The organism is Methylocystis suflitae (genome assembly GCF_024448135.1).
Lineage (GTDB): Bacteria > Pseudomonadota > Alphaproteobacteria > Rhizobiales > Beijerinckiaceae > Methylocystis > Methylocystis suflitae.
This window is the reverse complement of the sequence record NZ_JAMRYX010000209.1, coordinates 1-25,494: the sequence shown is the minus strand read 5'-3', so window position 1 is coordinate 25,494 and position 25,494 is coordinate 1. Positions and strand designations below refer to the sequence as shown.

Sequence of the window (25,494 nt, the reverse complement as noted above, 5' to 3'; positions counted from 1 at the left end):
TCCCTGCATGTGGACCCGGGTAGAGATTTGGCGTCAGCCAATGATTCAACTCGTGACCAAAAGCGAGCAGGCTACCGGTTAGTCCGACGAGGATCAGAAACCCCGCCATGCTCAGACCAGCCCACCGATGCAGCGACACCCAGAAGCTTCGGGTCATCGTGTTCTCTCCATACTCTTCAGCATCGAAGAAGGACCTTCCGGGGATTTCCCGTTATGGAGGCCGCGTCGGGCATCTGCTGCGCTCAATAGTCGTACCGCAGCTCGGCGAAGAAGGTCCGCTGCGGATAAGGGGAAAAGAGCCATTGTTTGTAACGGCCGATGTTGTTGATGCCGACGACTCCGGTCCAATTCGGCGCGAATTTGTAGGTGACTCGGGCGTCGAGGATGAGATATCGGCTCGCACCGCCCCAGGTTTCATGATTGACGTCGAAATTATCGAGCTGAAAATAGGATGACGATCGGTACCTCAGCCCTGCCGATAAGGTCAGCGTGTCGGTCGGATGATAGGTTCCGACGATCTTGGCCCGCCATCTCGGCATCAGCGGAACATCTTTGTTTACAGACAAAGGGAACTTGGAATTCGCCACGATCTGCGTATCGATGTATGTCGCGTTTGCGTCGATGTCGAAGCCATCGAACAGCACGTCCTTCAAACCGATGGCGCCTTCGACGCCATTGAAACGCATTTTCTGTACGTTCTGAGAGCTGGAGACATTGGGCACAACTGTGACATCGGTCTGGAAAGTGATCGCGTCCCACCTGTCCTCGTGGAACAAGGCGAGATGCGCAGCGTGCTTGCCAAAGTTGTATTCGGCCGAGAGTTCGTAGGAATCGACTTGCTCGGGCTTTAGGTCTGGATTGTTGATGAGAATGCCAGTCGGGCTGGTGATCCGCTGAAACAGTTCGGTCACGCCCGGAAAACGATGGGCATTGCCGTAGGAGGCGCGCAAAAGTAATTCGCGCGTTGCCTGATAGGCCAGTGAGGCCTTGGGTGAAAAGGCGGAAGCCGCCCGTTCGTCATAATTCTTGGTTGTGCCGAGCTTGTTTTCGTTGGCGCCCTCGAAGGCGCGCCAAAACTCCTGGCGCCCCCCGACGGTGAGTTTCCAATCTGGAAACAATGACCAGACATCCTGAACATAGAGGCCCTCGGTTTGTGTCTTGCCGACAGATCTTGAGGCCTGCTCGTATGACCATGACGACCACCACACGGGAGTATTTTGCTGATATTGCTTTAAAGCATACTGATCGAAGTGCCCCCCGAACGAGATTTCATGGAGACCAAGGACATTCTGTTCCGGACGCCAAATCGCCCGCATATCCATTGTTTTCCAGCCGGTCCCACTGATCTCCCGCGTCTGGCCTGACGTATTGACCCCGAACCTCTGCGCGGTGACGCCCACGTCTCTGAGAATGTCATAAGAGCTTCCGACAATATCGAAGTCGAAAACGCCGCCGGTCTCGGTCTTCAGCTCGGCTCCTTGCATCAGGTGCAAATACTCAACGCTGCCTGGATTGAGGCCTGAAAGAGGGTAGTTGATCCCATGAAAATTGATCACGCCATTGCGCGTATTGAAGACGGGGACTCCCGCAACGTTGTTGATATAGCTCTGCGCAGTAAAATCGTCCGCAAGATGCAGCAGGCCGAGGGTGTACGATGCGCGGGCGCGCGGCCCGAAATCATAGGCGAGTTTCAGTTTGCCGGTGTTTTGCTCGGTGACCTGAATTGGCCCAGCGCCGAACACCCCGCGCAGTAAGCCTTGGCGGTCGCGGTCGAAGAACCCGCCGAAAACCGGCGTTCCCGCTGTGGCGCGCGGCGTGACGGCGCTCGAAAAGAAAATCGGCTGAGCGTGCGTAAGCAGACGACCGTAACCGGCGCGCCAGGAAAAATCGTTGATTCGATCGCCGATCGAAATGCTACCAGTATAGCCCGGATTGGTTTGATGAGTGTCGTACTGATCGTAGGGCGAAAGAAGCCCTTGCAGCTTGGCGTGGAGTTCAAATTTTTCGGGCGTCTTGGTGGTGAAGGTCACGACGCCGCCGATCGCATTGCCGGGATAGAGCGCGGAGTAAGGACCGTAGATGACGTCGACTCGGCTAATCTCTTCCGGCATGACCATCTGAAATCGCGGCGTAAACGAACTATTGCCGAGCAAAGCCGACAGCAGGATTCCGTCCGCGTAAACCAGATTGTGCATGGGCTGGAAGGGCCCGGTCGTGCGGCCCTGGATGTCCTGAAAACGATCGCCGGGGAATTTTTCGACGATTTCGATGCTGGGAAGATATCGAAGCGTTTCCACGGCGTTGGAGGCGTTGACCTGCTCAGTGATTTGCTTCGCGGTGATGGTCTGGACGACGGCTGGAATATTGTCGGGAATGGCCTTCGCGAACGGCTTCTCGGGCGGGCGCGCCTGCTGGACGAGCGCCGTCGCGGCCGCGACGGGCGAAAGGGCTGGCGCGGGATTCACGGGGCGAGGCGCGGAGGCGCGAACTGCGCCGCGCCTGGCGCCCGCGCCAACATCGATCGTAGGCAAGGCCTGTTGCGCCAGAGCAGATGTGGAGGAGACAAAAAGAGTGAACACGCCGGCGGACACGCCGATAGCGGAAGGGCGGAACATGTGAGCATGGACTCGCAGCAACGTGGGCCGTCACTGCGAAAGGTCTATGCCGTCAATCGGCGTTCAACGCGCCTTGCGACAGAATTCGACCGCCTCGGTGCACCCCGCCCGACGCTTTCGCGCGTGACCACGAATGACGGCAGGTCTCCTGGCTCACGGGTCATCGCTTTGGACCGCCTTCCCAGGGAGCGTTTGTTCCCCAGTGGCTTTTTGGTCCTAAAGCTCGCCGCTTACAGTTGCGGGGGCAGCCGCGGAATCGCACGCATGCGCGTACTCACCGCATTCCCTTTTGATCCCCGAAGGGAACCATCACCGCCGATAAAAAGGTAAACTGGAGAATGAGTCAAGGCGACATGCTCTGTATGGGCGCTTGCCGTCAATCTGGCGTGAAAAACGCCCCGCCGATAGATCCACGGTCAGGGCCGCCCGAAGATCCGTTGCAGAATGTGTCCGCACGTCAACAGGTCTGACGTCGGCGACGATGATCCAAGCCCGGCGAGACATTGAGACCTTATTGACACTAGCGGCAGGGTCTGATGTAACTTCACCGCATGGGGAAGCGATCTCCCCACGAGGCGACATGCCCAAGAATCGCGTCCGGTTTTTCACCAGGGGCGCGCCATGTCGTCAATCAACGCCATCTCTTCCGATAAGCTCGCGCGCCTCATCGGCGTTCCACATTGTCCTGCGCTCATCGATGTGCGGACCGACGGGGATTGGGAAAGCGATCCACGCTTCGTTCCCGGGGCAGCGCGACGCCCTCACGCTTCTGTTACCGAATGGGCCGGCGAAATTGCCGGCCGCGCTGCCATCGTCATTGACCAGAAAGGCGACGATCTCGGCGAAGGTGTCGCCGCCTGGCTGCGGCATGCCGGCGCAGATTCAGCCGAGGTGCTGATCGGAGGACATGTCGCCTGGGCGCAATCGAACGGGCCGCTCGTGCCAGAGGCTAATTTGCCGCCGCGCGACGCATTGGGGCGCACCGTATGGGTCACGCGCGCGCGCCCAAAGGTTGATCGGATCGCCTGTCCCTGGCTGATCCGTCGTTTCGTCGATCCGGCCGCCGTCTTTCTGTTCGTCTCGGCGGCGGAGGTTCAAGGCGTCGCCGAACGTTTTTCCGCCGCTCCCTTCGATATCGATGGCGCCTTCTGGAGTCATCGCGGCGAGTGCTGCACCTTCGATACGATGCTGGACGAGTGGGGGCTCGCCCTGGAGCCGCTGCAAAGGCTCTCGGTCATCGTGCGCAGCGCGGATACGGCGCGGCCTGATCTCGCGCCAGAGGCGGCGGGACTTCTTGCCGCCTCGCTCGGACTATCGCGCATGTATCCCGACGATCTTGACCAGCTTGATGCCGGACTGGCGCTTTATGACGCCTTCTATCGATGGTGTCGCGATGCGACAGGCGAGCCGCACAACTGGCCTGCGACCAAATCCGGGAAAACCACATGAACGCGCCGACGAAAATTCAGGCGGCGGATCACGGCGTCTCGTTGCGGGAGGCGTTGGGCGTCTGGGCGCGTATCGCTCTGCTGAGCTTTGGCGGTCCCGCCGGCCAGATCGCGCTGATGCACAGGGTTCTGGTTGAAGAGAAGCATTGGCTCTCTGAAACGCGTTTCCTGCACGCGCTCAATTATTGCATGTTGCTTCCTGGTCCCGAGGCGCAGCAACTCGCCACTTACGTGGGTTGGCTGATGCATGGGACGCGCGGCGGCGTGATGGCGGGAGGGTTGTTTGTCCTGCCGGGCGCTGTCGCGATCATGGCGCTAAGCATCATCTATGCGCTCCTTGGCAAGCTCGGTTTCGTCGCGGCCACGTTCTTCGGACTGAAGGCCGCCGTGTTGGCGATCGTTCTGCAGGCGGTGCTGCGCGTCGGTAAGCGGGCTCTCAGGAACCGCATCATGCAAGGGCTCGCCGTCGCCGCCTTCGTGGGGATTTTCTTTTTCGACGTTTCGTTCCCGCTGATCATCCTGAGCGCGGGTCTGATTGGATATTTCGGTGGTAGGGCTAAGCTCTCACAATTCGCCGGCGGCGGACACGGCGGCGCGAACGCATCGGCTGACGGCGGCAGTCTGCTTGGGGACGGGTTTTGCGCGCTTGCCACGCCTTCGGTCGTGAGCGCGCTAAAGGTCGCAGCGATTTGGCTCATTCTCTGGCTTGCGCCCGTCGCGGCCTTGCTTGCATTGCTCGGGCCGGCCAACGTCTTTAGCCAGATCGCGGTCTTCTTTAGCAAGATGGCCATGGTGACTTTCGGCGGCGCCTATGCGGTGCTCGCTTATGTGGCGCAGCAGGCGGTCGACAATCTCCATTGGCTGCAGTCGCGCGAAATGCTCGACGGTCTTGGGATGGCGGAAACCACGCCTGGGCCCTTGATTATGGTGCTGCAATTCGTGGGATTTCTGGCGGCCTATCGCCAACCAGGCGCATTACCGCCGTTAATCGCCGGCGCGCTCGGCGGGCTGCTTACGACATGGGTGACCTTTGCACCGTGCTTCTTGTGGATTTTCCTTGGAGCGCCCTTTGTCGAGAAGATGCGCGGCGACAAGGCGCTCGCCGGCGCGCTCGTAGCGATCACGGCGGCAGTCGTTGGCGTTATCCTCAATCTTGCGATCTGGTTCGCAATCCATGTTCTGTTTGGCGAAGTCGTAGCGGTGCACGGGTTTGGGCTTTCATTTGCGGCTCCCGTGCTAGCGAGCGTCAATCCTTGGGCGCTACTTCTTACAGCTGGCGCGATGATCGCAGTGTTCCGCTTCAACGTCGGGATGTTACAGACGCTCGCCGCCTGCATGGCGGCGGGCGTGCTGCTCTATCTATTCGGTGCATAGCCCTTCGGCGTTTGGACGGCCGCCTTCTCAATCAATATCCGTCGCTGGGAGGATGTGACATGCAGATCAAGGTAGTTCTCAAAGTAGCGGCGCTCGGCTGCTCTCTTCTCGCTTCTGTGGTAGCGGCCGGCGAATTCGACGCCAAGCAGGTCGACGCCATTTTCGCCAGAACGTCTGCGCAGGCGGATGGCGTTTATCGCTATGGCTTCCCGCGCTCAGACCTGAACGTCGTTGTCGATGGCGTGACGATCAAGTCCGCCCTTGCGCTCGGCGGCTGGGTGGCGTTCAGGCCTGCGCACGGCCAAGCAGCGATCATGGGCGATCTCGTCGTGACGGAATCGGAGGCGAACCCCGTCATGACGACACTTCTGTGGGGAGGTATCCAGGTCACGGCGCTTCACAATCATCTTCTGCGAGCGTCGCCGCCGATTTTCTACATGCACGTCGCGGGCCATGGCGAGGCGAGCAAATTGGCCGAAACAATTCGCGCCGCGCTCGCCCTTACCAAGACGCCGCCAGCGCCAAGCGCCGCGCCCTCGCGCGACCTGCCGCCACTCGATCTCGACGCCGCCAAGATCGACGAAGCTCTCGGCACAAAGGGCAAGGTGAATGGTGGCGTCTATCAGTTCAGCATCCCTCGCGCGGACAGAGTGGCTGAGGGTGACATGGTCGTGCCTTCGTCAATGGGATCAGCGAATGTGATCAATTTTCAGCCAACGGGTGACGGCAAAGCTGCGATCGCGGGCGATATCGCGGCGCTGGGTAGCGAAGTCGTCGAGCTGACAACCGCGCTGCGCGCCAATGGAATCGAAGTCGCCGCTATTCACAATCACATGCTGAACGAAGAACCGCGGACGTTTTACGTGCATTTCTGGGCGCATGATGACGCGGTCAAACTCGCTGTAGCCCTGCGGGCAGCGCTCGACAAGACGAACGTCTCGAGAAAGTAAATCTGACGAACGCGAACGCCGATCTTTCAGGTGGCGATGCTTCTGCGCATCGCGCATCGGCGAGCTTCCCCACATCGGCAAAACGCGCCGCCGTTAATGCACGGTGAGGAGGTTCCCTTGCAGCGGCGCTGGAGGAGGTGAAGCCGCAGCCCAGGCTATCGAATGGCGTCGCGTTGCTCTTTGCGCCATTCCCAAGGTGCCTGCATATATGTCCTGCCCATATACCGCGACGATTGTTCCTGGCCTCCTGCTCCGCGGCAATGTAGTCCGACGAATACGTCGATACGCGAACGCATGGCCGCTTCTTACTAACCAAAGCTCGATGTCCTCACCGCGGACCCGACAGTCAGCGACGGTTCGCCCATAGCGGTCTACATCCTTTTCTCGACATGACACGGGCGACTGTCCGATAAACTCATCCAAGGCCAACGCAGCTTCTGTCCACAGCGATAGGTCTGGTTTGCGGCATCAAAACACGGCTGCCCCTTTCGGGAGCGTCGACCCCATGGAGGCGGATGCGCTGTCCATGGATCTCGATCGTATCGCCGTCGACGACCGAGGCTCGCCCCACGATGTCGGCGAGGCAGGCTGTTATTCGGCGTGCAATTTTGGCTCTGACTCAATGTGGAACGGCCCGATTGGCAAGGCGCTTTGTGAGAAGTGAACTCCGCGGGACGGTGCAGTCATATGTCCGGCCTTTGTGTGCGGGCATTTGACCGCTGGCCACGATGAGTTCCGCGATATCGGCGACTCTAATCAATTTTACGCGCTCGAGGCGCAGTGAGTCAGACGGTCTGGCCGACACCGGGATGGCGTCCCTTGTGGTTCATCCCTATCTCGGCACCTTTGCGCTTGGCCGACAGCTTCCTGTCGGAAACCTATGTTTGGTCAGGCCGCGATGGCGACTGGCGACTTTTTGTAGACGCCGCCTTTCGTTAGCAGCGCCCAGATGATCCTTGCCATCTTGTTGGCCAATGCGACCGCAACAAGTTTGTAAGACTTACGCAAGATGAGGCCTGTTAGCCACTGGGGCAGCTTCACGCCACGCTTGCCCAGTTTGATTATGGACGTTGCTCCGACAATCAGAAGCGTTCTGAGCTGCCGGTTGCCGCGTTTCGAGATAGATCCGAGCCGCTCCTTGCCGCCGCTAGAGTGTGCTCTTGGCGCCAATCCTGTCCAGGCGGCGAAATCGCGCCCCGTTCGGAAGCCATGAGCATCATGCACCGCGGCTCGGACAGTGGCGGCGATAATTGGCCCAACGCCCGGGATGGTGGTCAGACGTCGGGCAGTTTCGTCTTCCTTCACGCATGTCAGAATATCGCGATCAAGGCGTTCGATCCTGACGGAGAGAGTATCGATTTGCTCGACCATTTCCAGGAGAGCCTGACGCGCAACTTCGGGAATATCGCGATACTCTGGATCGCGAATCGCCTCTGCAAGTTTCGCAAGACTCGCCATCCCTGCGGCGGCGACAACGCCTAGTTCCGACATATGCGCGCGAAAAGCATTTGCCGTCTGACTTCGCTGGCGAACGAGGAGGTCGCGGGTTTTCAATACCATGCCAGCCGCTTGTTGCTCTGGAGTCTTTATCGGGACAAAGCGCATGGTCGGTCGCGTCACCGCCTCGCATATCGCTTCCGCATCGGCTGCATCAGTCTTGCTGCGTTTGACGTAGGCCTTGACGTAAATTGGCGGGATAATGCGAACATCGTGACCGCAAGCTCGAATGTGGCGAGCCCAGAAATGGGCGCTTGCACAGGCCTCCATGCCGACAAGACAAGGCGACAGCTTACGAAAGAAGTCCAACAACTGTGCCCGTCGCAAGGCGCGACGCACGATAACGTCGCCGGAAGAATCAATGGCGTGAATCTGAAAGACGGACTTGGCCAAGTCCAACCCGATGGTGGCGATGATATCCATGGAATGATCCCCTTTGATTCGAATTACTTCCAACGGCCACGATAGTTCCGAGCCGCTGCGGATCAATCGGGCCGTTCTAACCCATCACTTTTGATGAAGTCCGGGTGCCGGCTCGTGTTGGTTTCATGAAGGAATCAACGCCATGCCTCGCAGTCTGCAGCGTGGAAGCGCAATCAGCGTTACGGAACGATCATTTGCGATCTCGAACGACGACGGCCCATCCGTCTTCTGCCCGACGGGGAGCCCGCGACCGCGCAGGCGTGGCTGGCCGCTCAGCCACAGATCGCCATTGTCGCGCGTGACCGCGGCGGCGCCTATTCGCTGGCCGCCACCAAGGCGTTACCGCAGGCGACGCAGGTCGCCGATCGCTGGCATCTGATGGCGAACGCCAGCCATGCCTTCCTCGACGCCGTGCGCAAATCGATGCGTCAAATCCGCTCCGCAATCGGCGCGGCGACCGTCGATCCGGATCTGCTTACCGCCGCTGATCGTATTCAATACGAGGGATATCTGCGGCGGGAGGATGCGGACGCCGCCATCCTGGTGCGCGCCAAGAATGGAGCCTCGATCAAACAGATCGTACGGGAGACCGGGCATAGCCGGGGACTCGTGCGCAGGATTCTGCGCGGCCAGCGTTCAGACGTATTCCGAACGCGCGATAGTTCTTTGGAGCCGTATCTGCCCTGGCTCGACGCGCAATGGACCGCAGGCCTTCACAGCGGTTCCGAGCTTTGGCGGCGTCTGAAGAGCCAGGGATTCCGGGGATGTTTGCGGGTTGCTTCCGAATGGGCTGGACGGCGGCGTCGGGCCGAGAAAGCTGATACTTCAAGCTTGCGCCGCGTCCCTTCCGCCAGAACCATTGCGCGGCTGATGACGACAGGTCGCGACACGCTCTCCAAGTCAGAATCCGTAACGATTGCGGCGATAGAAAGCGGCGTCCCGCTGCTCGTCGAAGCGCGAAGCGTCATCGCAGCTTTCCACGCCATGATTGCGCATTCCACGGATGCTGAGCGCGCGTTCCACGCGATCGTGAGCGGCTGGCGCGTCGCCGACGGCGACATTGATTCAGGCCTTGGCGTCGGCGTCAAGGAGACGCTTTTTGGCTGAGAGCTTGCGTATGCTTTCCCCTGTCAGCGGAAGCCGATGAGCGTTGTGAACGAGGCGATCGAGAATGGCGTCTGCGAGCGTCGGATTGCCGATGATCTCGTGCCATTGCTCGACCGGAACCTGACCGGTGACGACAGTCGAGGCGCGTTGGTGGCGATCTTCGAGGATTTCGAGAAGATCGCGCTGCTGGGTTTCGGTGAGCGCCGACGGGACCCAATCGTCCGAAATCAGGAGCTGCACGCGCGCGAGCGTTTTCAGGAGACGGAGATAGCGCCCATCGCCGCGAGCGAGAGCCAGCGCGTCGAAGAGGCGCGGCACGCGATGATAGAGAACGCTTTTCCCGTCACGACAGGCCTTGTGGCCGAGCGCGCAAGCAATCCAACTTTTGCCGACGCCGGTCGGCCCGGTGATCAGAAGCCCCTCGGCGCGATCGATCCAGTCGCCGGCGACGAGCTTCTGGAAAAGAGCGCGGTCGACGCCGCGCGGGGTTCGTAGGTCGACATCCTCGATGACGGCGTTCTGCCGCAAGGCCGCGAACTTGAGGCGCGTGGCGAGGCGCTTTGTGTCGCGCTCGGCGGCCTCGCGATCGACCATTAGGCCGAGCCGCTCCTCGAAAGAGAGGGCGGCGATATCGGGCGATCGCCGTTGCTCCTCGAAAGCCTTGGCCATGCCGGCTAGGCCGAGGGCAATCAGGCGCTCATGAGTGGGGTGGGCGAGCATTGCGTGGTCTCCTTTTCTGGTCAGTGGAAGTAGTCGCGGCCGCGGATGTTGCCGTGGCGCACGGGTTCGCGCTCCGAGCGCTCTCCCTCGTCGAGGAAAGTGCGATCGAGGCCGTTTTTGAGGATCGAGCGGATGGAGGCGACCGAGCGCGCCCTTATCGACATGCCTCGTCGGCAGGCGGCGTCCACTCGCGCGTTGTCATAGGTCCGCGTCAGGGCGAGGATGCCGAGACAGGTTCGAAACCCCTGTTCGGGATGCGGGCGAGCGGCCATGATCTCCTCGAAAAGCGCGGCGGCCGACGGGCCGATTTTTTCGGCGGAGGCGACGAGTCGGCTCGGCGTCCAGGACGCATGGCGCCGGTGGGCGCTTGGCATGTGTTCGGGAAGCGTCGTATGGCCGCGCCGGTTCGGGGCGCGCAGATGACTGGCGACGCGCTGGCCTTTGAAGAATATCTCGACCGTTTTGTCGGCGACGCGCGCGTCGACCAGTTCGCGGATCAATCGGAACGGCGCGGAATACCAATGGCCGTCGACCTCGACATGGTAATCGGGGGCAACGCGACAGCGCTTCCAAACGGCGAAGGCGTAAGGCTGCCTCCGGCAGCTCCTTCAGGGCTGGCCTGTCGATCGCAGCGAAAAGCTCGGCCCGGCTGGCATTGAAGCCCTTCATCAGGCGGGCGTTAATGTCATGGACGAGGTCGGCGATGGCGGCGTTGAGTTCGGCGAGACTGAAGAAGCGTCGATTGCGCAGCCTGGCGACGATCCATCGTTCGGCGATCAGGACCGATTGCTCGACCTTGGCCTTGTCTCGTGGCTTGTAGGGCCGCGCAGGCAGGATCGCCGCGCCGTAATGATCGGCGAGTTCGAGATAGCTGCGGTTCAGACCCGGCTCGTAACGATCCGGGTTGGTGACGGCCGCCTTCAGATTGTCGCAAACGACGAACTTCGGCACGCCGCCGAGAAAAGCGAAGAGGTCGACGTGGGCGCCGATCCAGTCGGCGATCTGTTCGCTGGCCCGCGCCTGCGCAAAAATGTAGTTCGACGCCCCCATGGCCGCGACGAACAGCTTCCTTCGAGACGCCCATTTGGGCGTCCATTTTGACGTCTCTGGTCATACAGCCACCCTAAAAAGCAGGGGCTTCTTCGCATGATCAGAAAATTTTCGGCAGAAGGGGATCGGCTAAGCGCTTACGGTTGGCATGGACCCCTCGCTGTTGAACGAGGGGGCCATAGGCCGTCTGGATTGTCGGCGAACGCGCCCGCCGGAGCCTTCCACAGGTTGCTCACGATCCCGTGGACTGAGCGCTCACGATCGTCTGGAATCAGTGCTCAAGATCGCGTGGATTACGCACCATGATCCGAAAGAAGCATGATGCGGAGCTCGACGCCTGGATTGAGCACGCAAAATTGAGTCTCGTCGCGTCCTTGGCTAACGGCGTCATAAAAGACAGGGCTGCTGTGCGCGCCGCAATCATATCCGCTTGGTCGAACGGACAGACCGAAGGTCAGATCACAAAGCTCAAACTCGTGAAGCGACAAATGTATGGGCGCGCAAAAATCGATTTACTCGAAGCGCGCCTCATCGGCGCGAACTGATCGCGGCCTGCATCAAATCTGCGTCAGAGCCAAATTTGCGAGCCGATGGCAACGATCGCGGAGACGGCAAGAGCCGCTCCGAGTCTTGACCGTTGGAAATGAAGATTTTTCATCACCTGTTTCTCCTTATTGAAGGTTCCGCCGTTGAGGCCCTGTTTTATGTGCTGGATTTCGTACGGCTGCGCCGCGTCGCCTGGAATTCCATGGGCTGCGATAGTATGACGATCAGCGTCTCGATCCGAAGCTGGGCTCGAAACGCTCATTCTTCCGCTGGAGCCTGGAGCGTGCCCTGTCGGACGGCGCGCGCCTTCAGCATCACGAAAAACACCGGAACCAGGATCAGCACATGAATCGTAGAGGTGATCATGCCGCCGACGATCGGCGCCGCAATGGGCTTCATCACGTCCGACCCCACGCCGCTCTCCCACAGGATCGGCGTAAGACTCGCCAAAACGGCGGCGACCGTCATCAATTTGGGACGCAGCCGCTGAACGGCGCCGTCGATGGCGGCCTGTTCGATGTCGGCGCGCTGGAGCGGAGACCCGGCGGCGAGCTTTTCGTCGAGCGCTTCGTGCAAATAGACGACCATCACCACTCCGGTCTCGACCGCGATTCCGAATAGCGCGATGTAGCCGACCCAAACGGCGACGCTGAAATTGTAGCCGAGCAGCCACTGAAGTAGCAGCCCGCCCGTCATCGCATAGAGCGTCGGAAAGATGAGCACCAGCGCCTCGGTCACGGAGTGAAACACCAGATAGAGCAGCATAAAGATCGCGAAGAAGACGAGCGGCAAAATGATCTTCAGCCGCTCTTTCGCGCGCAGCTCGAACTCGTATTCGCCCGACCATTTCAGGCTGTAGCCGGCAGGCAGTTGGAGCTTCTCCTTGAGGAGCTTGTCGGCTCGCGAAACGAAGCCGCCATAATCCCGCGTCTTCAGATCGAGATAGACGTATCCGGTGAGCGCTGCGTCCTCGTCTCGGATCATCGACGGTCCTCTCGTAAACGAAATTTTCGCGAGTTCGCCTAATGGCGCTTCGGCGCCCGTCGGCGTGACGATCACGACACGCTCGAGTTTTTGAATGTCGTCACGAAAATCCGACGCATAGCGAATGGAGATGGGATAGCGCTCGCGTCCCTCTATGTTCTGGGCGATATTTTCCCCGCCGATGCCGGAGGCGATGGCGCGCTGCACGTCGCCGATGGTCAATCCGTAACGCGCCGCTTGCGCCCGCTTCACCTCTATATTGACATAAAATCCTTGCGCGACGCGCTCGGCGAAGACCGACCTCGCTTCCGGCATGGGCCCAAGAATTTGCTGCACGCGGGCGCCCAATGTCTCGATGCCTTCGAGACTCGGTCCCTGGATTTTGATGCCCACCGGGGTCTTGATCCCGGTAAGCTCCATATCCAGTCGGTTCTCGATGGGCATGGTCCAGGTGTTGGTGAGCCCCGGGAATTGCAGCCTGGCGTCCATTTCCGAGATCAGCTTTTCATAGGTTAAGCCCCGACGCCACTCGCTGCGTGGTTTCAGCATCACCGTGGTGTCGTACATGTCGAGCGGAGCGTTGTCGGTCGCGCTGTCGGAGCGGCCGATCGAGCCGAACACGCTCGCCACCTCCGGGAAAGAACGCAGAATCCGGTCCTGCTCCTGCAGCAACTGCGTCGCCTGGCCGATCGAGATTCCGGGGAGCGCCGTCGGCATGTAAAGGGATGCGCCCTCGAAGAGCGGCGGCATGAACTGGCTTCCCAATTTGAACGCAAGAGGAGCGGTCACGAGAAGGAAGACGAGATTCAGCAGCACTGTCGTCTTCGGAAAGCGAAGACAAAGTTTCAAAACCGGCAAATAAAGCGCCTGCGTTATCCGGGAGACGGGATTGCCCGCCTCCGGCTTGAGCTCCCCGCGAATGAACAAGAGCATCAGCGGCGGCGCCAGGGTGATGGTGAGCAGCGACGAAAAGCCAACCGCAAATGTCTTGGTCCAGGCCAGAGGCCGGAACATTCGCCCTTCCTGCGCTTCGAGCAGGAACACCGGCAGGAACGAGACGACGATGATCAAAAGCGAGAAGAACAGCGCCGGCCCGACCTGCTTGGCCGCATCGAGAAGAATTCTCCGCCTCTCGGCGGAAGAAATCCGGCGTGGGACGGATTCGCCTTCGCGACCCTGATGCTGCGCTTCGGAGAGGCGCCGATAGCCGTTTTCCACCATGACGATCGCCGCGTCGACCAGAACCCCGATCGCCAGCGCCAGGCCGCCGAGAGACATGATGTTCGAACTGATCTGAAGATAGTACATCGGAATGAATGACGCGAGGACGCCGATCGGCAGGATCAGGATTGGAACCAGCGCCGAGCGAAAATGAAAGAGAAAGACGGCGATCACCAGGCTGACGATGATCGCTTCCTCGATCAGATCGCGCTCGAGCGTGTGGATCGAATCCTCGATCAGCCCGGATCGATCATAACCGGAGACGATCTCCACGCCCGGCGGCAGCGATGCGGCAATAGCGGCAAGCTTTTTTTTGACGCCGGAGATCACATCCAGCGCATTCAAGCCATGGCGCATGACGACGATTCCGCCCACGGTTTCGCCCTCGCCGTTCCACTCCGCGACGCCGCGGCGGATGTCTGGCCCGAACGACACCGTTCCAAGATCGCGGACGAGAATCGGCGTCCCGTTCTTGGCGCCGACAGGAACGGTTTCGAGATCGGAAAGCGACTGCAGATAGCCGAGGCCCCGGACCATATATTCGGCGCCTTGCAGCTCGATCAGCCTGCCGCCGACCTCGTTGCTGCTGTCGCGGACTTTTTCGATGACCGTCGCAAGCGGGATGCTGAAGGCGCGGAGCTTCGCCGGGTCCAATCGGACCTGATACTGCTTTACGAAGCCGCCGATGCTCGCGACTTCCGCCACCCCGGGAACGGTCTCGATCTGATAGCGGAGGAACCAATCCTGAAGGCTGCGCAGATCGGCGAGACTGTGACGGTGATTGTGATCGACGATCAGATATTCATAGACCCAGCCCGCGCCGGTGGCGTCCGGACCGATCGCCGGATGAACGGTGGCGGGGAGACGCCCGCCGATCTGTTGAAGGTATTCGAGCACGCGAGAACGCGCCCAATAGAGATCGGTTCCATCCTCGAATATGACGAAGACGTAGGAATCCCCGAACATCGTCTGGGCGCGGACGGCCTTCACATGCGGCGCCGCGAGCAGGGAGGTCACGATCGGATAGGTGACCTGGTCCTCGATGATGTTGGGCGGCTGGCCTACCCATGTCGTATGAATGATCACCTGAACGTCGGAGATGTCGGGCAAAGCGTCCAGCGGAATCCGGCGCGCCGACCAGACGCCCGCCAGCATGAGGAACAGTATGGCGGTGAAGACGAGGAAACGATTGCGAGCGCAAAGGTCGATCCAGCGAGCGATCACTTACATGCCCCCTTCCGCGATCACCGAGAATTGCTTTTGTGCAATGGTCTGGCCCGCCTTGGTGGCGAGGACCGTGACCTGCCAGGTCCCGCCCATGTCGACATCTCCCCTTCCCTCGTAGAGGCCGCCGCCTTTCTCGCTCAGCTTGGTCACGCTGCGCATGGCGGCCATGCCCATCGCCGGCATCGCGGGCATGAAGAAGGTCACGGTCACCTCGGCCGCCGTGATCGGAGCCCCGTCGGCGCCGGTGAGCTTCACTTGGAATGTGTTACTTCCGGCGCGCGGCGGGGATGGTTTCGATGAGTAGTCGAGCCTCGCTTGTTCACGCGGCGCGTTCATGGACGCCGCCGCTCCCGCCCCGGGAGGCGGAGGCGCGAAGGAGCCCATCGCGGCCTGCAGCTGGCTCTCAGAATCGATCAGGAAATTGGCCGACGTGACGATGCGCTCGCCGGGCTCCAAGCCTTTCAGCACGATGTAATCGTCGCCGGCCCGCGCGCCGACTTCGATCTCGCGCGGCTCGAAATAGCCGCCGCCATGATCGACGAATGCAATCTTGCGTGCCCCCGACTGAAACACCCCTGCGGCCGGTATCGCGAGCTGCTCGCCAAGCGGCGCGTTGATGCGGACGTCCACGAACATCCCGAGCAAGAGCTTCGATTGCGGGTTGGGAATCTCCAGGCGCAGGCGCGCTCTTCGCGTCATCCGGTCCACTTCCGGCCAAATGAAGCTCACGCGCGCCGGGAAGAGCTCGCCCGGATATGCGTCGACGGTGATCGAGGCGGCGTCGCCGACCTTCACGCGACCGATGTCGCTCTGAAACACTTCCGCATAGACCCAGACGGTCGACAAATCCGCCACCGTATAGAGCTTTGCACCCGGCTCGGCATAGGCGTTGGGGAAAGCCTTTCTGCTGATGATCACCCCTGAAACCGGAGAATCAATCTCGATCTCGCGACTGATCTTTCCGCTCTTCTTCAATCGACCGATTTCCCTCTGAGGAATTTGCCAGCGCTTCAACCGCTCGGTCGCGGCGGCGAGCAGCGACGTGAGGCTGTGCGCCCCGGCCGGGGCGCCACGCAGGCTGCGATGCGCCGTTAATTCTCTCGCGACGAGATATTCCTGTTCGGCGGCGGTGACGTCTGGACTGTAAATGGTGAAAAGCGGCTGGCCGCTGCGCACAGTCTTGTAGGTTGCGTCGGCATGGACCTTCTGTATCCAGCCGGAAAAGCGGACCGTTACGTCGGCGAGCCGCGTTTCGTCGGCTTCAATGTTTCCGACGGTGCGAATATCGTCATGGACCATGCGGCGCTCCACGACGCCGGTTTTCACGCCGATGCTCTGTATGCGTTGCGCGCTCAACGTCACGGGCGCGAGGGCGGGTTCGGATGCATCATGGAGCCCCGCCTTCGCCGGCTCCTTCCCTTGGTGTTCGGCGGCGCCCGGCGTCTCACCTGCCGGCGTCTCGATCGAGGGATGTCGCAACGAGTCGTAGCGGGACCACAGGACGTATCCGAGGCCAACGGCTGTCGCGACGAGAATAACCGCCGCCGCGCCGCGCGCACGAGAGAGTCTCAAAGGTCACCCCCAATCAGACGTTCGATTCCCGCAAGCGCAACCTGTTCGTCCACCCTGAGCTGGAGCAGCTTGAGCTCGAGATCGTGGACCCGGCGCTGCGCCTCGAGAACGGCGGCGAGATCGCCGCGTCCCTGGGCGTAATTCGCCATCATTGATTTGAGCATCGCTTGCGCCTCGGGAAGCGCCTTGTGGGCCACGAGGGCCTCGGCGCGCTGCGCTGCTTTGAGCTTTTCGCGGGCTTCCGCCAGAGCGCTCTGCACGCTGAGTAGATTGGCTTCAAAGTGTTGCTCGGCGGCGCCCGCCTGCGCTTGGGCCGCCTCCTCCTCCGAGGCCTCTCGCCCCCATGGCAATGGAATGTTGACGCCAACAGTGGCGACCCCCCGACTGGACGATTGTTGGTCTGGATCAGCGGCCCGGCCCCGACCGTTACATCGGGATACCAAGCTCTCCCCGCCAGCGTGGCGCGGCTATGCGCGGCGCTGACTTCAGCGCTGCTCGTCGCGAGCGTTGGGCTGGCGTCGCGCGCGCGTTCGACGAGCGCGCCGGTAGGGAGCTCGCCCGCGGGCATGGGCCGCAGCCGCGCAGGCTCGGCCAATGGAGCGCCGGGCGGTCGCGCTAGCAAGGCGTTGAGCGCTTCGCGCGCCGCCGCCCGATCGCCTTCCAAACGCGCCCTTTCGATTTTCGCCTGCGTCTCCTCGCCGAGCGCGCGGATGGCCGACGCCTGATCGCCCGTCCCGGCGGCGTAACGCGCCTCGGCGGCGGCGCGCATGGCTTGCATGACGCCGATCACCGCATGGTTCACCGCAAGCGCTCGACTCGCCGTGTAATATTGCGCGAAGGCGACCTTGATGCGCTCGTCGAGCGCGTCGCGTGCCGCCTGTTCGCGCCCGCGGGCGGCGTCGAGATCGGCGAGCGCGGCCTCGCGCCGCAAATCGCGCTTCCCCCACAAGGGGATGGCTTGCGTCACGGTAACCGCGTGCCCGCTAAAAACATTCGGGTCGCGCCAATATTGATAGCTGTCCGAGATCGTTGGATCGTCGAGCTTGTCGGCGCCCGCGGCCTTGGCCGCGACGGCGGCGGTTTCGAGCGCGGCCGCGCGCAACGCCGGATTGAGCTCGCGCCCCACCGCAAGGACGCTCTCGACGGTTGCGCCCAGGCCCGCGGGCCGTCCGGCGCGGGCCTTAGCCGCGGCGGCTTTTTGCGGTTTGGCGGCAGGCATCGAATCCTCGTCATCGCCCTGCGCTAAAGCGCAGCTCGTTACGAAAAGAAGGACGAAGGCGCCGGCGCCCGATGATAAGCGAGACGACATAGATATGGCCTCCAACCGGCTATGATCAAACCATGATCATAGCCGGTTCGCCTCATTCGGAGCTCAGTTTTCCATGCGGAAGTTGACTACTTTGACCACGCCACCACGATGCTCGCATTGGATATCGACTTCATCGCCCTTGTGAAGCATGGCGAGGCGGGCTGTATCGGCGACCGGGAAGTTTATCGTCATCGCCGGCATGTCGATTTGTGGGATGGCCCCATGCGAAACCGTGATACGACTCGCGGGAAGATTGATCTTCCGCACCACGACACGCACCCACGGCGCTTCCCCCGGGGCCGCCTGTAGTTTTTCGATGCGTTTGGACCATTCGTCACATGACGGACGCCAGTGGCGGATGCCGCGTGTCGTCTCCGTAGGGTTAAGAGTTACGAAACAACCATCGCGATTCGGCGCTTGCGACGCAGCATAGGAACTCGAACGCGAAGTGAAATCGATGGCTCCCGCGTGAGCGAGGCCGGAGAGGGAAGTCACCGCCGCCAGGGCGGCAATGGCGAAACGTTTCATTTTGTATCCCCGAATTCATGGAAGGACGACGATGCCCTTTGATCGGATTCGGAGGCCGCCGCAAAGGCGCGGGCAGGAAGGTCCGAGACCACGGAAACTTCTCCGATAACTAAGGACATCGCGGTTGATGCGCGCCGGTTCAATACGAGCCGAACATGCGCGGAGCCGCTGTCGAGCCGCGAAGCGCAACCCGCCCGAGGCTCGATAGGCGCAAGCGCCCGATGTCTTAGACTCGCGGAGGTCTTCGAGGAGGAGCGCCGCCGACGCCAGCGATGAACGCGTCATCGAGCGGTGACAAAACGTCGAGCCTTGCGATGTTCGGCGCGGCAACAGCCGAAATTGCCGCCGCTGGTAGGCTCGCGGCAAAACACATGATCGCCAAAGGACAGCCCTTGGCGCAATTCGGCGCCGTTTTGTCGGGGCAGCACGGCATGTCGTCCGCCATGGTCATGGCGGTCGAACCGACGGCAGTGGCACGCGCGGGCGTAACAAAGGAGCCGGCGATCAATCCAAGGATCGCCAGCATCGCAAGAGTCCGTGTGAGCGCGAACCACCGAGGCATTGGACGAGACTGCCAGAACGAGGCTGAGATGACAACGTAGGGCAGGCGTCGAAAGTTGCCACCTCGCCGTTTTTCCACCGGCAGCGAGGCGACCGATTTTGAGGACAGTTCGAATTTGCTGGAGCTTGCGACACTTGAACATTGAGCCGTGGGCGCCAATCTTGCCCGACGTGAACGTACTTTTTCACGCGGAGCGCCGGATGACAAATCTCGATTTAGCCGAGCCACACCGCCGTGACGTTCTTTTCGTTGCTACCGGCGTGTGCGCCGCCGTGACGACGGCAGCGGCGGTCTGGCCTTTGATCGATGCGCTGAACCCTGACGCCGCCAGCGTTGCCGCTGGCGCGCCGATTGACGTCGATGTGGGCGGGCTGGAACCTGGCGGTAAGGTCGTCGTGCGCTGGCGCGGCTTGCCCGTGGTCATCTTCAGCAGGCCGGCTGCGGCGTTAGAGAAATTAAAGGACCCGGCGTTGATTTCCGAACTTGCCGATCCCAATTCGGAAGTCTTGCAGCAGCCGCGCTACGCTCGGAACTGGCATCGCTCGATCGACCCGGCATATGCCGTTCTTGTCGGCGTTTGCACGCATCTCGGCTGCATTCCGCTCTATTACCCGAACCCGAGCGACACCGAGCCGACCGCAGAGTGGCCTGGCGGGTTCTTCTGCCCCTGCCACGGCTCGAAATTCGATTTGGCCGGCCGCGTCTACAAAGGCGTCCCGGCGCCTTATAATCTCCCTACGCCACCGTATCGGATGATCAGCGACAGAATCCTGAGGATTGGTGAGAATCCTCCAGGCGAGAAATTCGAGATCACGTCCGTCGTCCAAATATAGGCCGATGTTGAAGTCCGTTCGCTGGCCGGACAATTCAACTCCTCGGGAAGCAACGCAGTCTGTTTGGTTTGCCCGCGCCTCTATCAAACACCGCAATCGGCTTGCTTCGCGGCGCTCACCGGCTGTCGTTGATCTATACAAGGCACCGATGAAAAACGTGATGTAAATTCGCGCCTCGCCCACGGCCGCGAAAGGAGCTTGGCCGGCACTACACGCGGTTGCACAAACTTGACCCCTCAAACCAGAGCTTGTGGATCAGACGCCCCGAAATTCGCAATAATCGCGTCCGATCGGTGAAGTCTGGTTGACAACTTTGGCGTTCGACACCAAGTCACGCCGACTATGGAAAGACGTTCGAGCTCGGCTCCCGCTTCGATCATTTTGAAGCCTCGGTGCCGACGTTTCTCTGACGCATTGCTAGTTGGGTTGCGCTGCAAAGCCTCTGCTGGTTGGAGCAAATCGCTTACGGGAGTAAATCGCTTATGCATGTGAGGGCGGTAGACAACTTGGAGTTCATTCATGAGCACAAAGGATCAACGGGCCAGCGAGCGCAGGTCGCTTTTGCGAGACTTCGTCCAGGCGGGCCGCCACCATCTCGGTGGTCGACGGGCCTGGATGGCGTGGGCCATCGTCGTGGTGGCAGCAGGCCTCACGTTCAACTGGCGGTGGCTCATGACAGCGGGGCTGGCGCCGCTCCTTTTGGTCCTGCTTCCTTGCGCAGCAATGTGCGCCCTCAGTCTGCGCATGAACAGAAGCGAGCAAGGCGACAACGAGAAGTAGGGTGGTTCCGATCAAACATACTAGCCCTTAATGAAAGGCGATTGCCAAGGCTGAAGGCGAACGCTGATCGGGAGTCAGCAAGCGGCTTGTGCCATCCGGCACAGCTGGGTCGGCCTCGCGTTTCGTGATGCGGCCCTGGGGCACATCGAGAGCCCATCATGAAATCACCAGATGCGTAGGGTCTCGGCCTACATGGCCGTGCTTGTCGTCGCCCCGTCGCCACCGCACAAGATTTCCGGCCAAAAAGGTTCTCCACGTTGAGCTGCGCAGAGATTGCGTTGGTGATTTTCCAAAAGGCCGCCGCATCCACGCGAGCATAGCCCGGCGCCACGACTGCATTGTCAATCGCAGGGGAAAATTTGGCATTGTAGATCACGCCTGCCCCTAGTCCAAAAACGCCCGGTCGGTCGTCAAAGAGCGACGACACGTCATATTTGTTCCAGAAAGAGAGCGTGTCGCGCGGGACGTTGGGCGTCACTTTTCCCGGATAGATCAGGAAAGGGTCGGCGGGATTGGGAAAGGCGTTCGCGCTCAACACGCGGCCGGACTGATGACCATAGCCGAGGGTGACCTGCCACTGGTCGGTGACATAGCCTACCAGCCCAATTTCTCCACCTCTTGTCCTGGTATTCGCGGCGACGTCGTTGAACGCGTGGACCGTAATCGGCTGATTTGTCCGGTTGAGCTGATAGAGCGACGTAGTGAGCAGAAGCAGCGGCGTGATCTGATATTTCATGCCGACTTCGAAATTCTGGAAGCCCTGCGGCGCAAGCGCTGCGAGCGAGGGCGTCAGCACGACGAATTGGTCGCTAGAGGCAGGCAAGAATGAGCGTGAATAAGCGCCGTAGAATGACAAATCTTCATTCGGTTTGACGACAAGACCGAGCCGCGGCGACCATTTGTTGGTGACATTTCGAATGGTCTGATTAATCGTATCGACGATTTCGCCTTCGGCCTCTTCTGCGGCCTGGTCGCCGGGGTTTGCGCCCGGGGGCAGCGGGAAATCCGCGCCGCGGAAGTTCAAGTCAAAACGATCGAACCGCACGCCTGCGATCACGTCGATATGCTTCGTGATCGCTATCTGGTCTTGAACATAACCCGACGCAAGCATCAGATTTGTGTAACGGCGCTCGCGCCCGTCGCCGTAGATCATCGGATAATAAATTGTCGGCGCCAGGAAGGGCGCGTCGACTGCGACGGCGCTACGATCGCAGCACGGCATCGCCAATAATTGTGTACTCGAGTCGCGTCTTGTCGCCGAGCGCCCCGAACAAGACATCGCCGCCAGAGACCGCCATACCAATTTCCGGCGCGACCAGGCCGGCCTCGATGCGCGCTGTACGCCACGCAGCGAGTTCCGCGGCAATCGACTCGACGGCGCGGAGCGCATCCGCGGCATAAGTCTCGTTCGCGACGATAGCGCCAAAGCTCGCGAGGATGCCGTCGCCGAGGAATTTGTCGATAAATCCGCCATGTCGCTGAACGAGCGGTATAACGTGCTTCCGATATTCGCCGAGCAACTCCATCACGGCCTCTGGAGAGAGCAGGCGGGCGATCTGCGCGAAGCCGCGAAGGTCGACGACGAGCGCCGCCGCCGAGCGCAATTCCGCCTGTCCTGGTTCGATCGATGAGTCAGCGCGGGCGATTTTCTGCGCCACTCCCCTTGCGACAAAGCGAGATAACTCGGTCGCGGCGGCGTGATCGACCGCGCACCGTAGAATAAGCTGCCGGGTTCTTCGCATGGCGAGACCTAGCACCGCAGTGACGATAAGGATTGAAACTATCTTATCAAATTCTGCGCCCAGCAGAATGCTCGATGACGTCAAATACCGGACGTAATCATGAGTGATCGAAGCAGCGTCAGTTTGCGCCATGATCGCGCGCGCCCTTGGCGGCGATGACGTGACGCAAGTGATCGGCGTCATAGGCGGTATCGGCCATGACGACCTCCGCAGGCAATCCCTCGATCAATGCAGCGGCTTGCGGCGCATCGCCCTTCTGACCTGCGGTCAGCGTGAACCGCAGTTTGAGGCCTTTCAGCATCTTTGGCCCCTTCTTTCTTGACGACACTCGGTGGAGATTCGCTTACGCTGACCTTGCCATCCACCCTTGCCCCTATCCGCCTGATGCTGGCAGAAATATCGGCCCCTCGCGGTTTCGACATCCGTCGCAAGACGGCGGGATACATTGTCCGAGGGCTTTTGAACGGCTCGTCACCGACCCGCTCTACCTCGTAGGGTGCTGCCGATGGGACGGCAGGTCCGGCCAGATGGCTCTGCCGGACAATCACACATACGACTTCATGTCGCACCCATTCATAAAAGCCGCTTGCAGGAATGATGCAGCGGCGCGACTTGAACGCCGATCGAAATATCGGCTTTTCGGCGGCCGTCTCGGCGCGAGCATTAAAGGTCGCGAGAAGCTCTTTGAGGACTTTTTTCAGGAATTTTGTCAACAGAGCAGGCATGACGATTTGGTCAGCTCATGAACAGCGCGCAACCGAGAGAGGCGCTGGCCAAATCCTACGCCCGGTGGCGATCAAGCCGCCTCGGACAGATCACCGACGCTCTTGAGCAGCAGTTGCTTCTTGAACTTCTCGGCCCCGTTGCTGGCTTGACGCTGCTCGATATCGGCTGCGGCGACGGAGCGCTCGCAATGGAGCTCGCAAGGCGTGGCGCAATCGTAACCGGGCTTGATGCAGACCCCGCGATGATCGCCGCCGCGCGGCGACGCCTCGAAAACGAGGGCGCGCCGCTCCGCCTCGTGGATGGACGGGCGGAGCGCCTGCCGTTCGACGACGAAGCGTTCGACCTCGTCGTAGCCGTGACTGTCCTGTGTTTCGTTCGTGACGACGAGCGAGTGGTCGCCGAAATGGCTCGCGTGCTGAAGCGGTGAGGACGGGTTGTTATTGGCGAGCTCGGTTGCTGGAGCCTCTGGGTCTTCTATCGACGCGTCTGCGGCGCACTTGGCCATCCGACTTGGCGCGCCGCGCGTTTCCACACTGCAGGCGAGATTTGTAATCTCCTGTATGCTGCGGGGCTGGAAGTGGTCGAGGCGCGAGGAGTTGTGCATTATCCGCCGTGCGGGGTCGCCGCCAAACTCTTTGCGCCTCTCGATCTATGGCTCGGTCGGTCGACGGCCTTAGGACCAGCCTTTATCGCCGTGTCGGCAACGAAGCCTCCGAAAACGAACACGGGAGACCAATAGGACGATGATATTCAACGCCGCGCTCGACGTGCCCTCGCGAGGGTTTCGCAGCCTGCCACCGCCGGCCGTCTCGAAACCCGGTGACGACAGATGAGCCGTCTCATATAGGCAAGCTGGGCACGACGATGAAATAGGCGTTCAGCATATAGAGGCCGGCGAGGATCAGCAGAACGCCGCCAATAGCTTCGATGGCCTTGTGGAGTCTTTGCAATCGAGAAAGGCTTTCCAGCCAGCCGACGGCGAGACCGCCGAGCATGATGGGAATCGCCCGACCCAGGGCGAACGCCAGCAGCAGCGTCGCTCCGAAAAGCGGAGACCCGACGCTGAGGGCCACGCCGAGCAGGACGATCAACGCCGGCGTGCAAAAAGGGCAGACGGCCACTGAGAAAGGGATGCCCAACGCAAATGCGCCCCAGGCTCCTGTCGCGCGCTTGGCGCGCACCGGCAGCGCGAGCGCCGGAACCTGCAACCATCCCAGCCAGATGAACCCCATCACGATAAGCAGAGGACCGAGCGCCAGACCCCATGCGCGACCGAGGAGATATTGGACCCAACTACCGCCCAGACTGGCCAACAAACCGAGTCCCACGTGGGTGAGAATCATGCCCAAAACGAAAAGACCTCCAAAAAGCGCAGCTTGGCGCTTTGAGCGCGCCTTTGTCACATAGGCGAGGGAGACAGGGATCGCCGCCAAGGCGACCGGATTGAAGCTGAAAGCAAAACCGGCAGCCAGTCCAACCCACAGAGCCGCGAATCCGCCGTGAGACACTGCCTGCCGAAGCGCTTCCGCGTCCATCAGCGCGAGCCCAGAGCGCGTAGCGCGGCCCTAAAGTGGTCGCGGGTCGGTAGTGACGAAAAGCGTAACTCGCCGTTCACGGCGATGGCGGGCATCGAGAGCACTCCGAGCGCGACGGCGTAATCGAGTTCGTCGAGCACGTTGACCTCGCGCCAGATCAAATTGTCCTCGCCGAAAAGAGACGCGGCCACGTCACGCAGTTCGCTCTGTTTTGCCGCGCAATTTTTGCATCCTGGCGCTGCGATGACCTCGATCTTCACTTTCATCGGGACGCCTCGCGCAGACTGACGTCGAGCGCGCCGAGGATCGGGCAATCGTCCGTCGGATTCCGCCCGCCTTCGCAACTGTGTATCAGGCCGTCGAGCGCTCGCGACATCGCTCGCAATGCCTCGAGTTTGCCCTCGATCTGCAGCTTCTTCTCGATGACCAGGCTGCGCACGTCCTCGCAGCAGGCGCTGTCCTTGCGCTTCAGCGCCAACAGTTCCTTTATGTCCGACAGCGTGAATCCGCATGCCTTCGCGTGTTTGACGAAGCGGAGGCGGCGTACGGCGTCATTATCGTAAAGCCGGTAGCCGGCCGTCGTTTTCGACGCCGGCGCAAGCAGGCCTTCCGTCTCGTAGTAGCGCAGCGTGTCGGCGCTGACGCCAGCCATTCTCGCCACTTTGCCAATGGTGTGCATAATGCGCTCCAGGTCGTTTCAGCCTTTATAAACCTTCGAGCAAACACCAAGGTCAAGCGCCGATGA

At 60.9% G+C, this 25,494-nt stretch carries 20 protein-coding genes, 7 pseudogenes and 1 riboswitch; of the genes and pseudogenes, 7 read left to right on the top strand and 20 right to left on the bottom strand.

The window, feature by feature from the left end:
• The 3 genes and pseudogenes from NEI07_RS16110 to NEI07_RS19785 all read right to left on the bottom strand — a co-directional run.
• Window positions 1-157: PepSY domain-containing protein (locus NEI07_RS16110; protein ID WP_256035927.1), on the bottom strand; the 157-nt coding region annotated here is incomplete at its 3' end.
• Between the two features lie 85 nt (window positions 158-242).
• Window positions 243-2,030 (bottom strand): TonB-dependent receptor, encoded by a 1,788-nt coding sequence (locus tag NEI07_RS16105; protein ID WP_256035924.1) that lies wholly within the window; start codon window positions 2,028-2,030, stop codon window positions 243-245.
• A gap of 12 nt (window positions 2,031-2,042) precedes the next feature.
• Window positions 2,043-2,615 (bottom strand): annotated as a pseudogene (locus tag NEI07_RS19785) (TonB-dependent receptor plug domain-containing protein); the annotation flags it as partial.
• A 121-nt stretch (window positions 2,616-2,736) separates the two neighbouring features.
• Window positions 2,737-2,941, bottom strand: a riboswitch (cobalamin riboswitch).
• A gap of 295 nt (window positions 2,942-3,236) precedes the next feature.
• Between NEI07_RS19785 and NEI07_RS16100 the strand changes: the two are divergent.
• The 3 genes from NEI07_RS16100 to NEI07_RS16090 are packed head-to-tail and all read left to right on the top strand — an operon-like array spanning window position 3,237 to window position 6,387.
• On the top strand, window positions 3,237-4,064 hold the full coding sequence (locus NEI07_RS16100) for a chromate resistance protein ChrB domain-containing protein (protein ID WP_256035922.1): 828 nt from the start codon (window positions 3,237-3,239) through the stop codon (window positions 4,062-4,064).
• The gene (gene chrA, locus NEI07_RS16095) at window positions 4,061-5,437 is read left to right on the top strand and encodes a chromate efflux transporter (RefSeq protein ID WP_256035920.1); all 1,377 of its coding nucleotides are present in this window, start codon (window positions 4,061-4,063) and stop codon (window positions 5,435-5,437) included. The genes NEI07_RS16100 and chrA overlap by 4 nt, the downstream gene beginning before the upstream one ends.
• Window positions 5,438-5,496: 59 nt before the next feature.
• Entirely contained in the window at window positions 5,497-6,387 is an 891-nt protein-coding gene (locus NEI07_RS16090) for a DUF1259 domain-containing protein (RefSeq protein WP_256035918.1), read from the top strand.
• Between the two features lie 93 nt (window positions 6,388-6,480).
• On the opposite strand, the gene NEI07_RS16085 is transcribed toward NEI07_RS16090, so the two are convergent.
• Window positions 6,481-6,783: a thermonuclease family protein gene (locus NEI07_RS16085; protein ID WP_256035926.1), complete on the bottom strand. Its 303-nt coding sequence runs from the start codon at window positions 6,781-6,783 to the stop codon at window positions 6,481-6,483.
• A gap of 492 nt (window positions 6,784-7,275) precedes the next feature.
• Window positions 7,276-8,307, bottom strand: coding sequence for an IS110 family RNA-guided transposase (locus NEI07_RS16080; RefSeq protein ID WP_256035916.1), 1,032 nt, complete (start codon window positions 8,305-8,307; stop codon window positions 7,276-7,278).
• A gap of 159 nt (window positions 8,308-8,466) precedes the next feature.
• On the opposite strand from NEI07_RS16080, the pseudogene NEI07_RS16075 reads away from it, so the two are divergent.
• Window positions 8,467-9,297: pseudogene (locus NEI07_RS16075) on the top strand (transposase); the annotation flags it as partial.
• A gap of 75 nt (window positions 9,298-9,372) precedes the next feature.
• On the opposite strand, the gene istB reads toward NEI07_RS16075, so the two are convergent.
• Entirely contained in the window at window positions 9,373-10,134 is a 762-nt protein-coding gene (istB, locus tag NEI07_RS16070; RefSeq protein WP_256035914.1) for an IS21-like element helper ATPase IstB, read from the bottom strand.
• 20 nt (window positions 10,135-10,154) lie between these two features.
• Window positions 10,155-11,202: pseudogene (gene istA, locus NEI07_RS16065) on the bottom strand (IS21 family transposase); the annotation flags it as partial.
• Between the two features lie 284 nt (window positions 11,203-11,486).
• Here istA and NEI07_RS16060 point away from each other — a divergent pair.
• Window positions 11,487-11,729: pseudogene (locus NEI07_RS16060) on the top strand (transposase); the annotation flags it as partial.
• A gap of 259 nt (window positions 11,730-11,988) precedes the next feature.
• Here the strand turns inward: NEI07_RS16060 and NEI07_RS16055 are convergent.
• From NEI07_RS16055 to NEI07_RS16030, 6 genes and pseudogenes are all read right to left on the bottom strand, one after another.
• Window positions 11,989-15,159 (bottom strand): efflux RND transporter permease subunit, encoded by a 3,171-nt coding sequence (locus NEI07_RS16055; protein WP_256035912.1) that lies wholly within the window; start codon window positions 15,157-15,159, stop codon window positions 11,989-11,991.
• Complete coding sequence (locus NEI07_RS16050; protein ID WP_256035910.1) at window positions 15,160-16,734, bottom strand: efflux RND transporter periplasmic adaptor subunit; 1,575 nt, start codon at window positions 16,732-16,734, stop codon at window positions 15,160-15,162. It abuts the gene before it with no gap.
• On the bottom strand, window positions 16,731-17,084 hold the full coding sequence (locus NEI07_RS16045; protein ID WP_256035909.1) for a TolC family protein: 354 nt from the start codon (window positions 17,082-17,084) through the stop codon (window positions 16,731-16,733). The genes NEI07_RS16050 and NEI07_RS16045 overlap by 4 nt, the downstream gene beginning before the upstream one ends.
• A 653-nt stretch (window positions 17,085-17,737) precedes the next feature.
• A pseudogene (locus NEI07_RS16040) lies at window positions 17,738-17,953 on the bottom strand (hypothetical protein); the annotation flags it as partial.
• A gap of 153 nt (window positions 17,954-18,106) precedes the next feature.
• Window positions 18,107-18,571, bottom strand: a complete 465-nt coding sequence (locus NEI07_RS16035; RefSeq protein WP_256035907.1) for a copper-binding protein — start codon at window positions 18,569-18,571, stop codon at window positions 18,107-18,109.
• A 226-nt stretch (window positions 18,572-18,797) separates the two neighbouring features.
• Window positions 18,798-19,097: a hypothetical protein gene (locus NEI07_RS16030; protein ID WP_256035905.1), complete on the bottom strand. Its 300-nt coding sequence runs from the start codon at window positions 19,095-19,097 to the stop codon at window positions 18,798-18,800.
• Window positions 19,098-19,333: 236 nt separating this feature from the next.
• Here NEI07_RS16030 and petA point away from each other — a divergent pair, with 236 nt between their 5' ends.
• Window positions 19,334-19,966 (top strand): ubiquinol-cytochrome c reductase iron-sulfur subunit, encoded by a 633-nt coding sequence (petA, locus tag NEI07_RS16025; RefSeq protein ID WP_256035903.1) that lies wholly within the window; start codon window positions 19,334-19,336, stop codon window positions 19,964-19,966.
• Window positions 19,967-20,699: 733 nt separating this feature from the next.
• Here petA and NEI07_RS16020 read toward each other — a convergent pair.
• The 4 genes and pseudogenes from NEI07_RS16020 to NEI07_RS16005 form a co-directional block, all read right to left on the bottom strand.
• On the bottom strand, window positions 20,700-21,899 hold the full coding sequence (locus NEI07_RS16020) for a TonB-dependent receptor domain-containing protein (RefSeq protein ID WP_256035900.1): 1,200 nt from the start codon (window positions 21,897-21,899) through the stop codon (window positions 20,700-20,702).
• Window positions 21,900-21,948: 49 nt separating this feature from the next.
• Window positions 21,949-22,404, bottom strand: a complete 456-nt coding sequence (locus NEI07_RS16015; RefSeq protein WP_256035899.1) for an adenylate/guanylate cyclase domain-containing protein — start codon at window positions 22,402-22,404, stop codon at window positions 21,949-21,951.
• Between the two features lie 223 nt (window positions 22,405-22,627).
• Window positions 22,628-22,780 (bottom strand): annotated as a pseudogene (locus tag NEI07_RS16010) (IS5/IS1182 family transposase); the annotation flags it as partial.
• A 277-nt stretch (window positions 22,781-23,057) separates the two neighbouring features.
• A pseudogene (locus tag NEI07_RS16005) lies at window positions 23,058-23,186 on the bottom strand (SOS response-associated peptidase family protein); the annotation flags it as partial.
• A 44-nt stretch (window positions 23,187-23,230) separates the two neighbouring features.
• Between NEI07_RS16005 and NEI07_RS19780 the strand changes: the two are divergent.
• Window positions 23,231-23,641 carry a class I SAM-dependent methyltransferase gene (locus NEI07_RS19780; protein WP_407659926.1) on the top strand — a complete coding sequence of 137 codons (411 nt, stop codon included), beginning with the start codon at window positions 23,231-23,233 and terminating at the stop codon, window positions 23,639-23,641.
• A 412-nt stretch (window positions 23,642-24,053) separates the two neighbouring features.
• Here the strand turns inward: NEI07_RS19780 and NEI07_RS15995 are convergent, their stop codons facing one another.
• Genes NEI07_RS15995 through NEI07_RS15985 form a run of 3 tightly spaced genes read right to left on the bottom strand, consistent with a single transcriptional unit; the run spans window position 24,054 to window position 25,428 of the window.
• The gene (locus NEI07_RS15995; protein ID WP_256035895.1) at window positions 24,054-24,749 is read right to left on the bottom strand and encodes a cytochrome c biogenesis CcdA family protein; all 696 of its coding nucleotides are present in this window, start codon (window positions 24,747-24,749) and stop codon (window positions 24,054-24,056) included.
• Window positions 24,749-25,015, bottom strand: coding sequence for a thioredoxin family protein (locus tag NEI07_RS15990; RefSeq protein ID WP_175095303.1), 267 nt, complete (start codon window positions 25,013-25,015; stop codon window positions 24,749-24,751). Before NEI07_RS15990 ends, NEI07_RS15995 begins: the two co-directional genes overlap by 1 nt.
• Window positions 25,012-25,428 carry a heavy metal-responsive transcriptional regulator gene (locus NEI07_RS15985; RefSeq protein ID WP_256035892.1) on the bottom strand — a complete coding sequence of 139 codons (417 nt, stop codon included), beginning with the start codon at window positions 25,426-25,428 and terminating at the stop codon, window positions 25,012-25,014. Before NEI07_RS15985 ends, NEI07_RS15990 begins: the two co-directional genes overlap by 4 nt.
• Window positions 25,429-25,494 lie beyond the last annotated feature (66 nt).

Bases quoted from the DNA above. Each gene is read 5' to 3' on its own strand.
- NEI07_RS16035 (WP_256035907.1), bottom strand. From the start codon at position 18,571: ATGAAACGTTTCGCCATTGCCGCCCTGGCGGCGGTGACTTCCCTCTCC.
- NEI07_RS16100 (WP_256035922.1), top strand. From the start codon at position 3,237: ATGTCGTCAATCAACGCCATCTCTTCCGATAAGCTCGCGCGCCTCATC.
- NEI07_RS16090 (WP_256035918.1), top strand. From the start codon at position 5,497: ATGCAGATCAAGGTAGTTCTCAAAGTAGCGGCGCTCGGCTGCTCTCTT.
- NEI07_RS15985 (WP_256035892.1), bottom strand. From the start codon at position 25,428: ATGCACACCATTGGCAAAGTGGCGAGAATGGCTGGCGTCAGCGCCGAC.
- NEI07_RS15995 (WP_256035895.1), bottom strand. From the start codon at position 24,749: ATGGACGCGGAAGCGCTTCGGCAGGCAGTGTCTCACGGCGGATTCGCG.
- NEI07_RS15990 (WP_175095303.1), bottom strand. From the start codon at position 25,015: ATGAAAGTGAAGATCGAGGTCATCGCAGCGCCAGGATGCAAAAATTGC.
- NEI07_RS16080 (WP_256035916.1), bottom strand. From the start codon at position 8,307: ATGGATATCATCGCCACCATCGGGTTGGACTTGGCCAAGTCCGTCTTT.
- NEI07_RS19780 (WP_407659926.1), top strand. From the start codon at position 23,231: ATGAACAGCGCGCAACCGAGAGAGGCGCTGGCCAAATCCTACGCCCGG.
- chrA (WP_256035920.1), top strand. From the start codon at position 4,061: ATGAACGCGCCGACGAAAATTCAGGCGGCGGATCACGGCGTCTCGTTG.
- petA (WP_256035903.1), top strand. From the start codon at position 19,334: ATGACAAATCTCGATTTAGCCGAGCCACACCGCCGTGACGTTCTTTTC.
- istB (WP_256035914.1), bottom strand. From the start codon at position 10,134: ATGCTCGCCCACCCCACTCATGAGCGCCTGATTGCCCTCGGCCTAGCC.
- NEI07_RS16030 (WP_256035905.1), bottom strand. From the start codon at position 19,097: ATGCTGGCGATCCTTGGATTGATCGCCGGCTCCTTTGTTACGCCCGCG.
- NEI07_RS16020 (WP_256035900.1), bottom strand. From the start codon at position 21,899: ATGATCTACGGCGACGGGCGCGAGCGCCGTTACACAAATCTGATGCTT.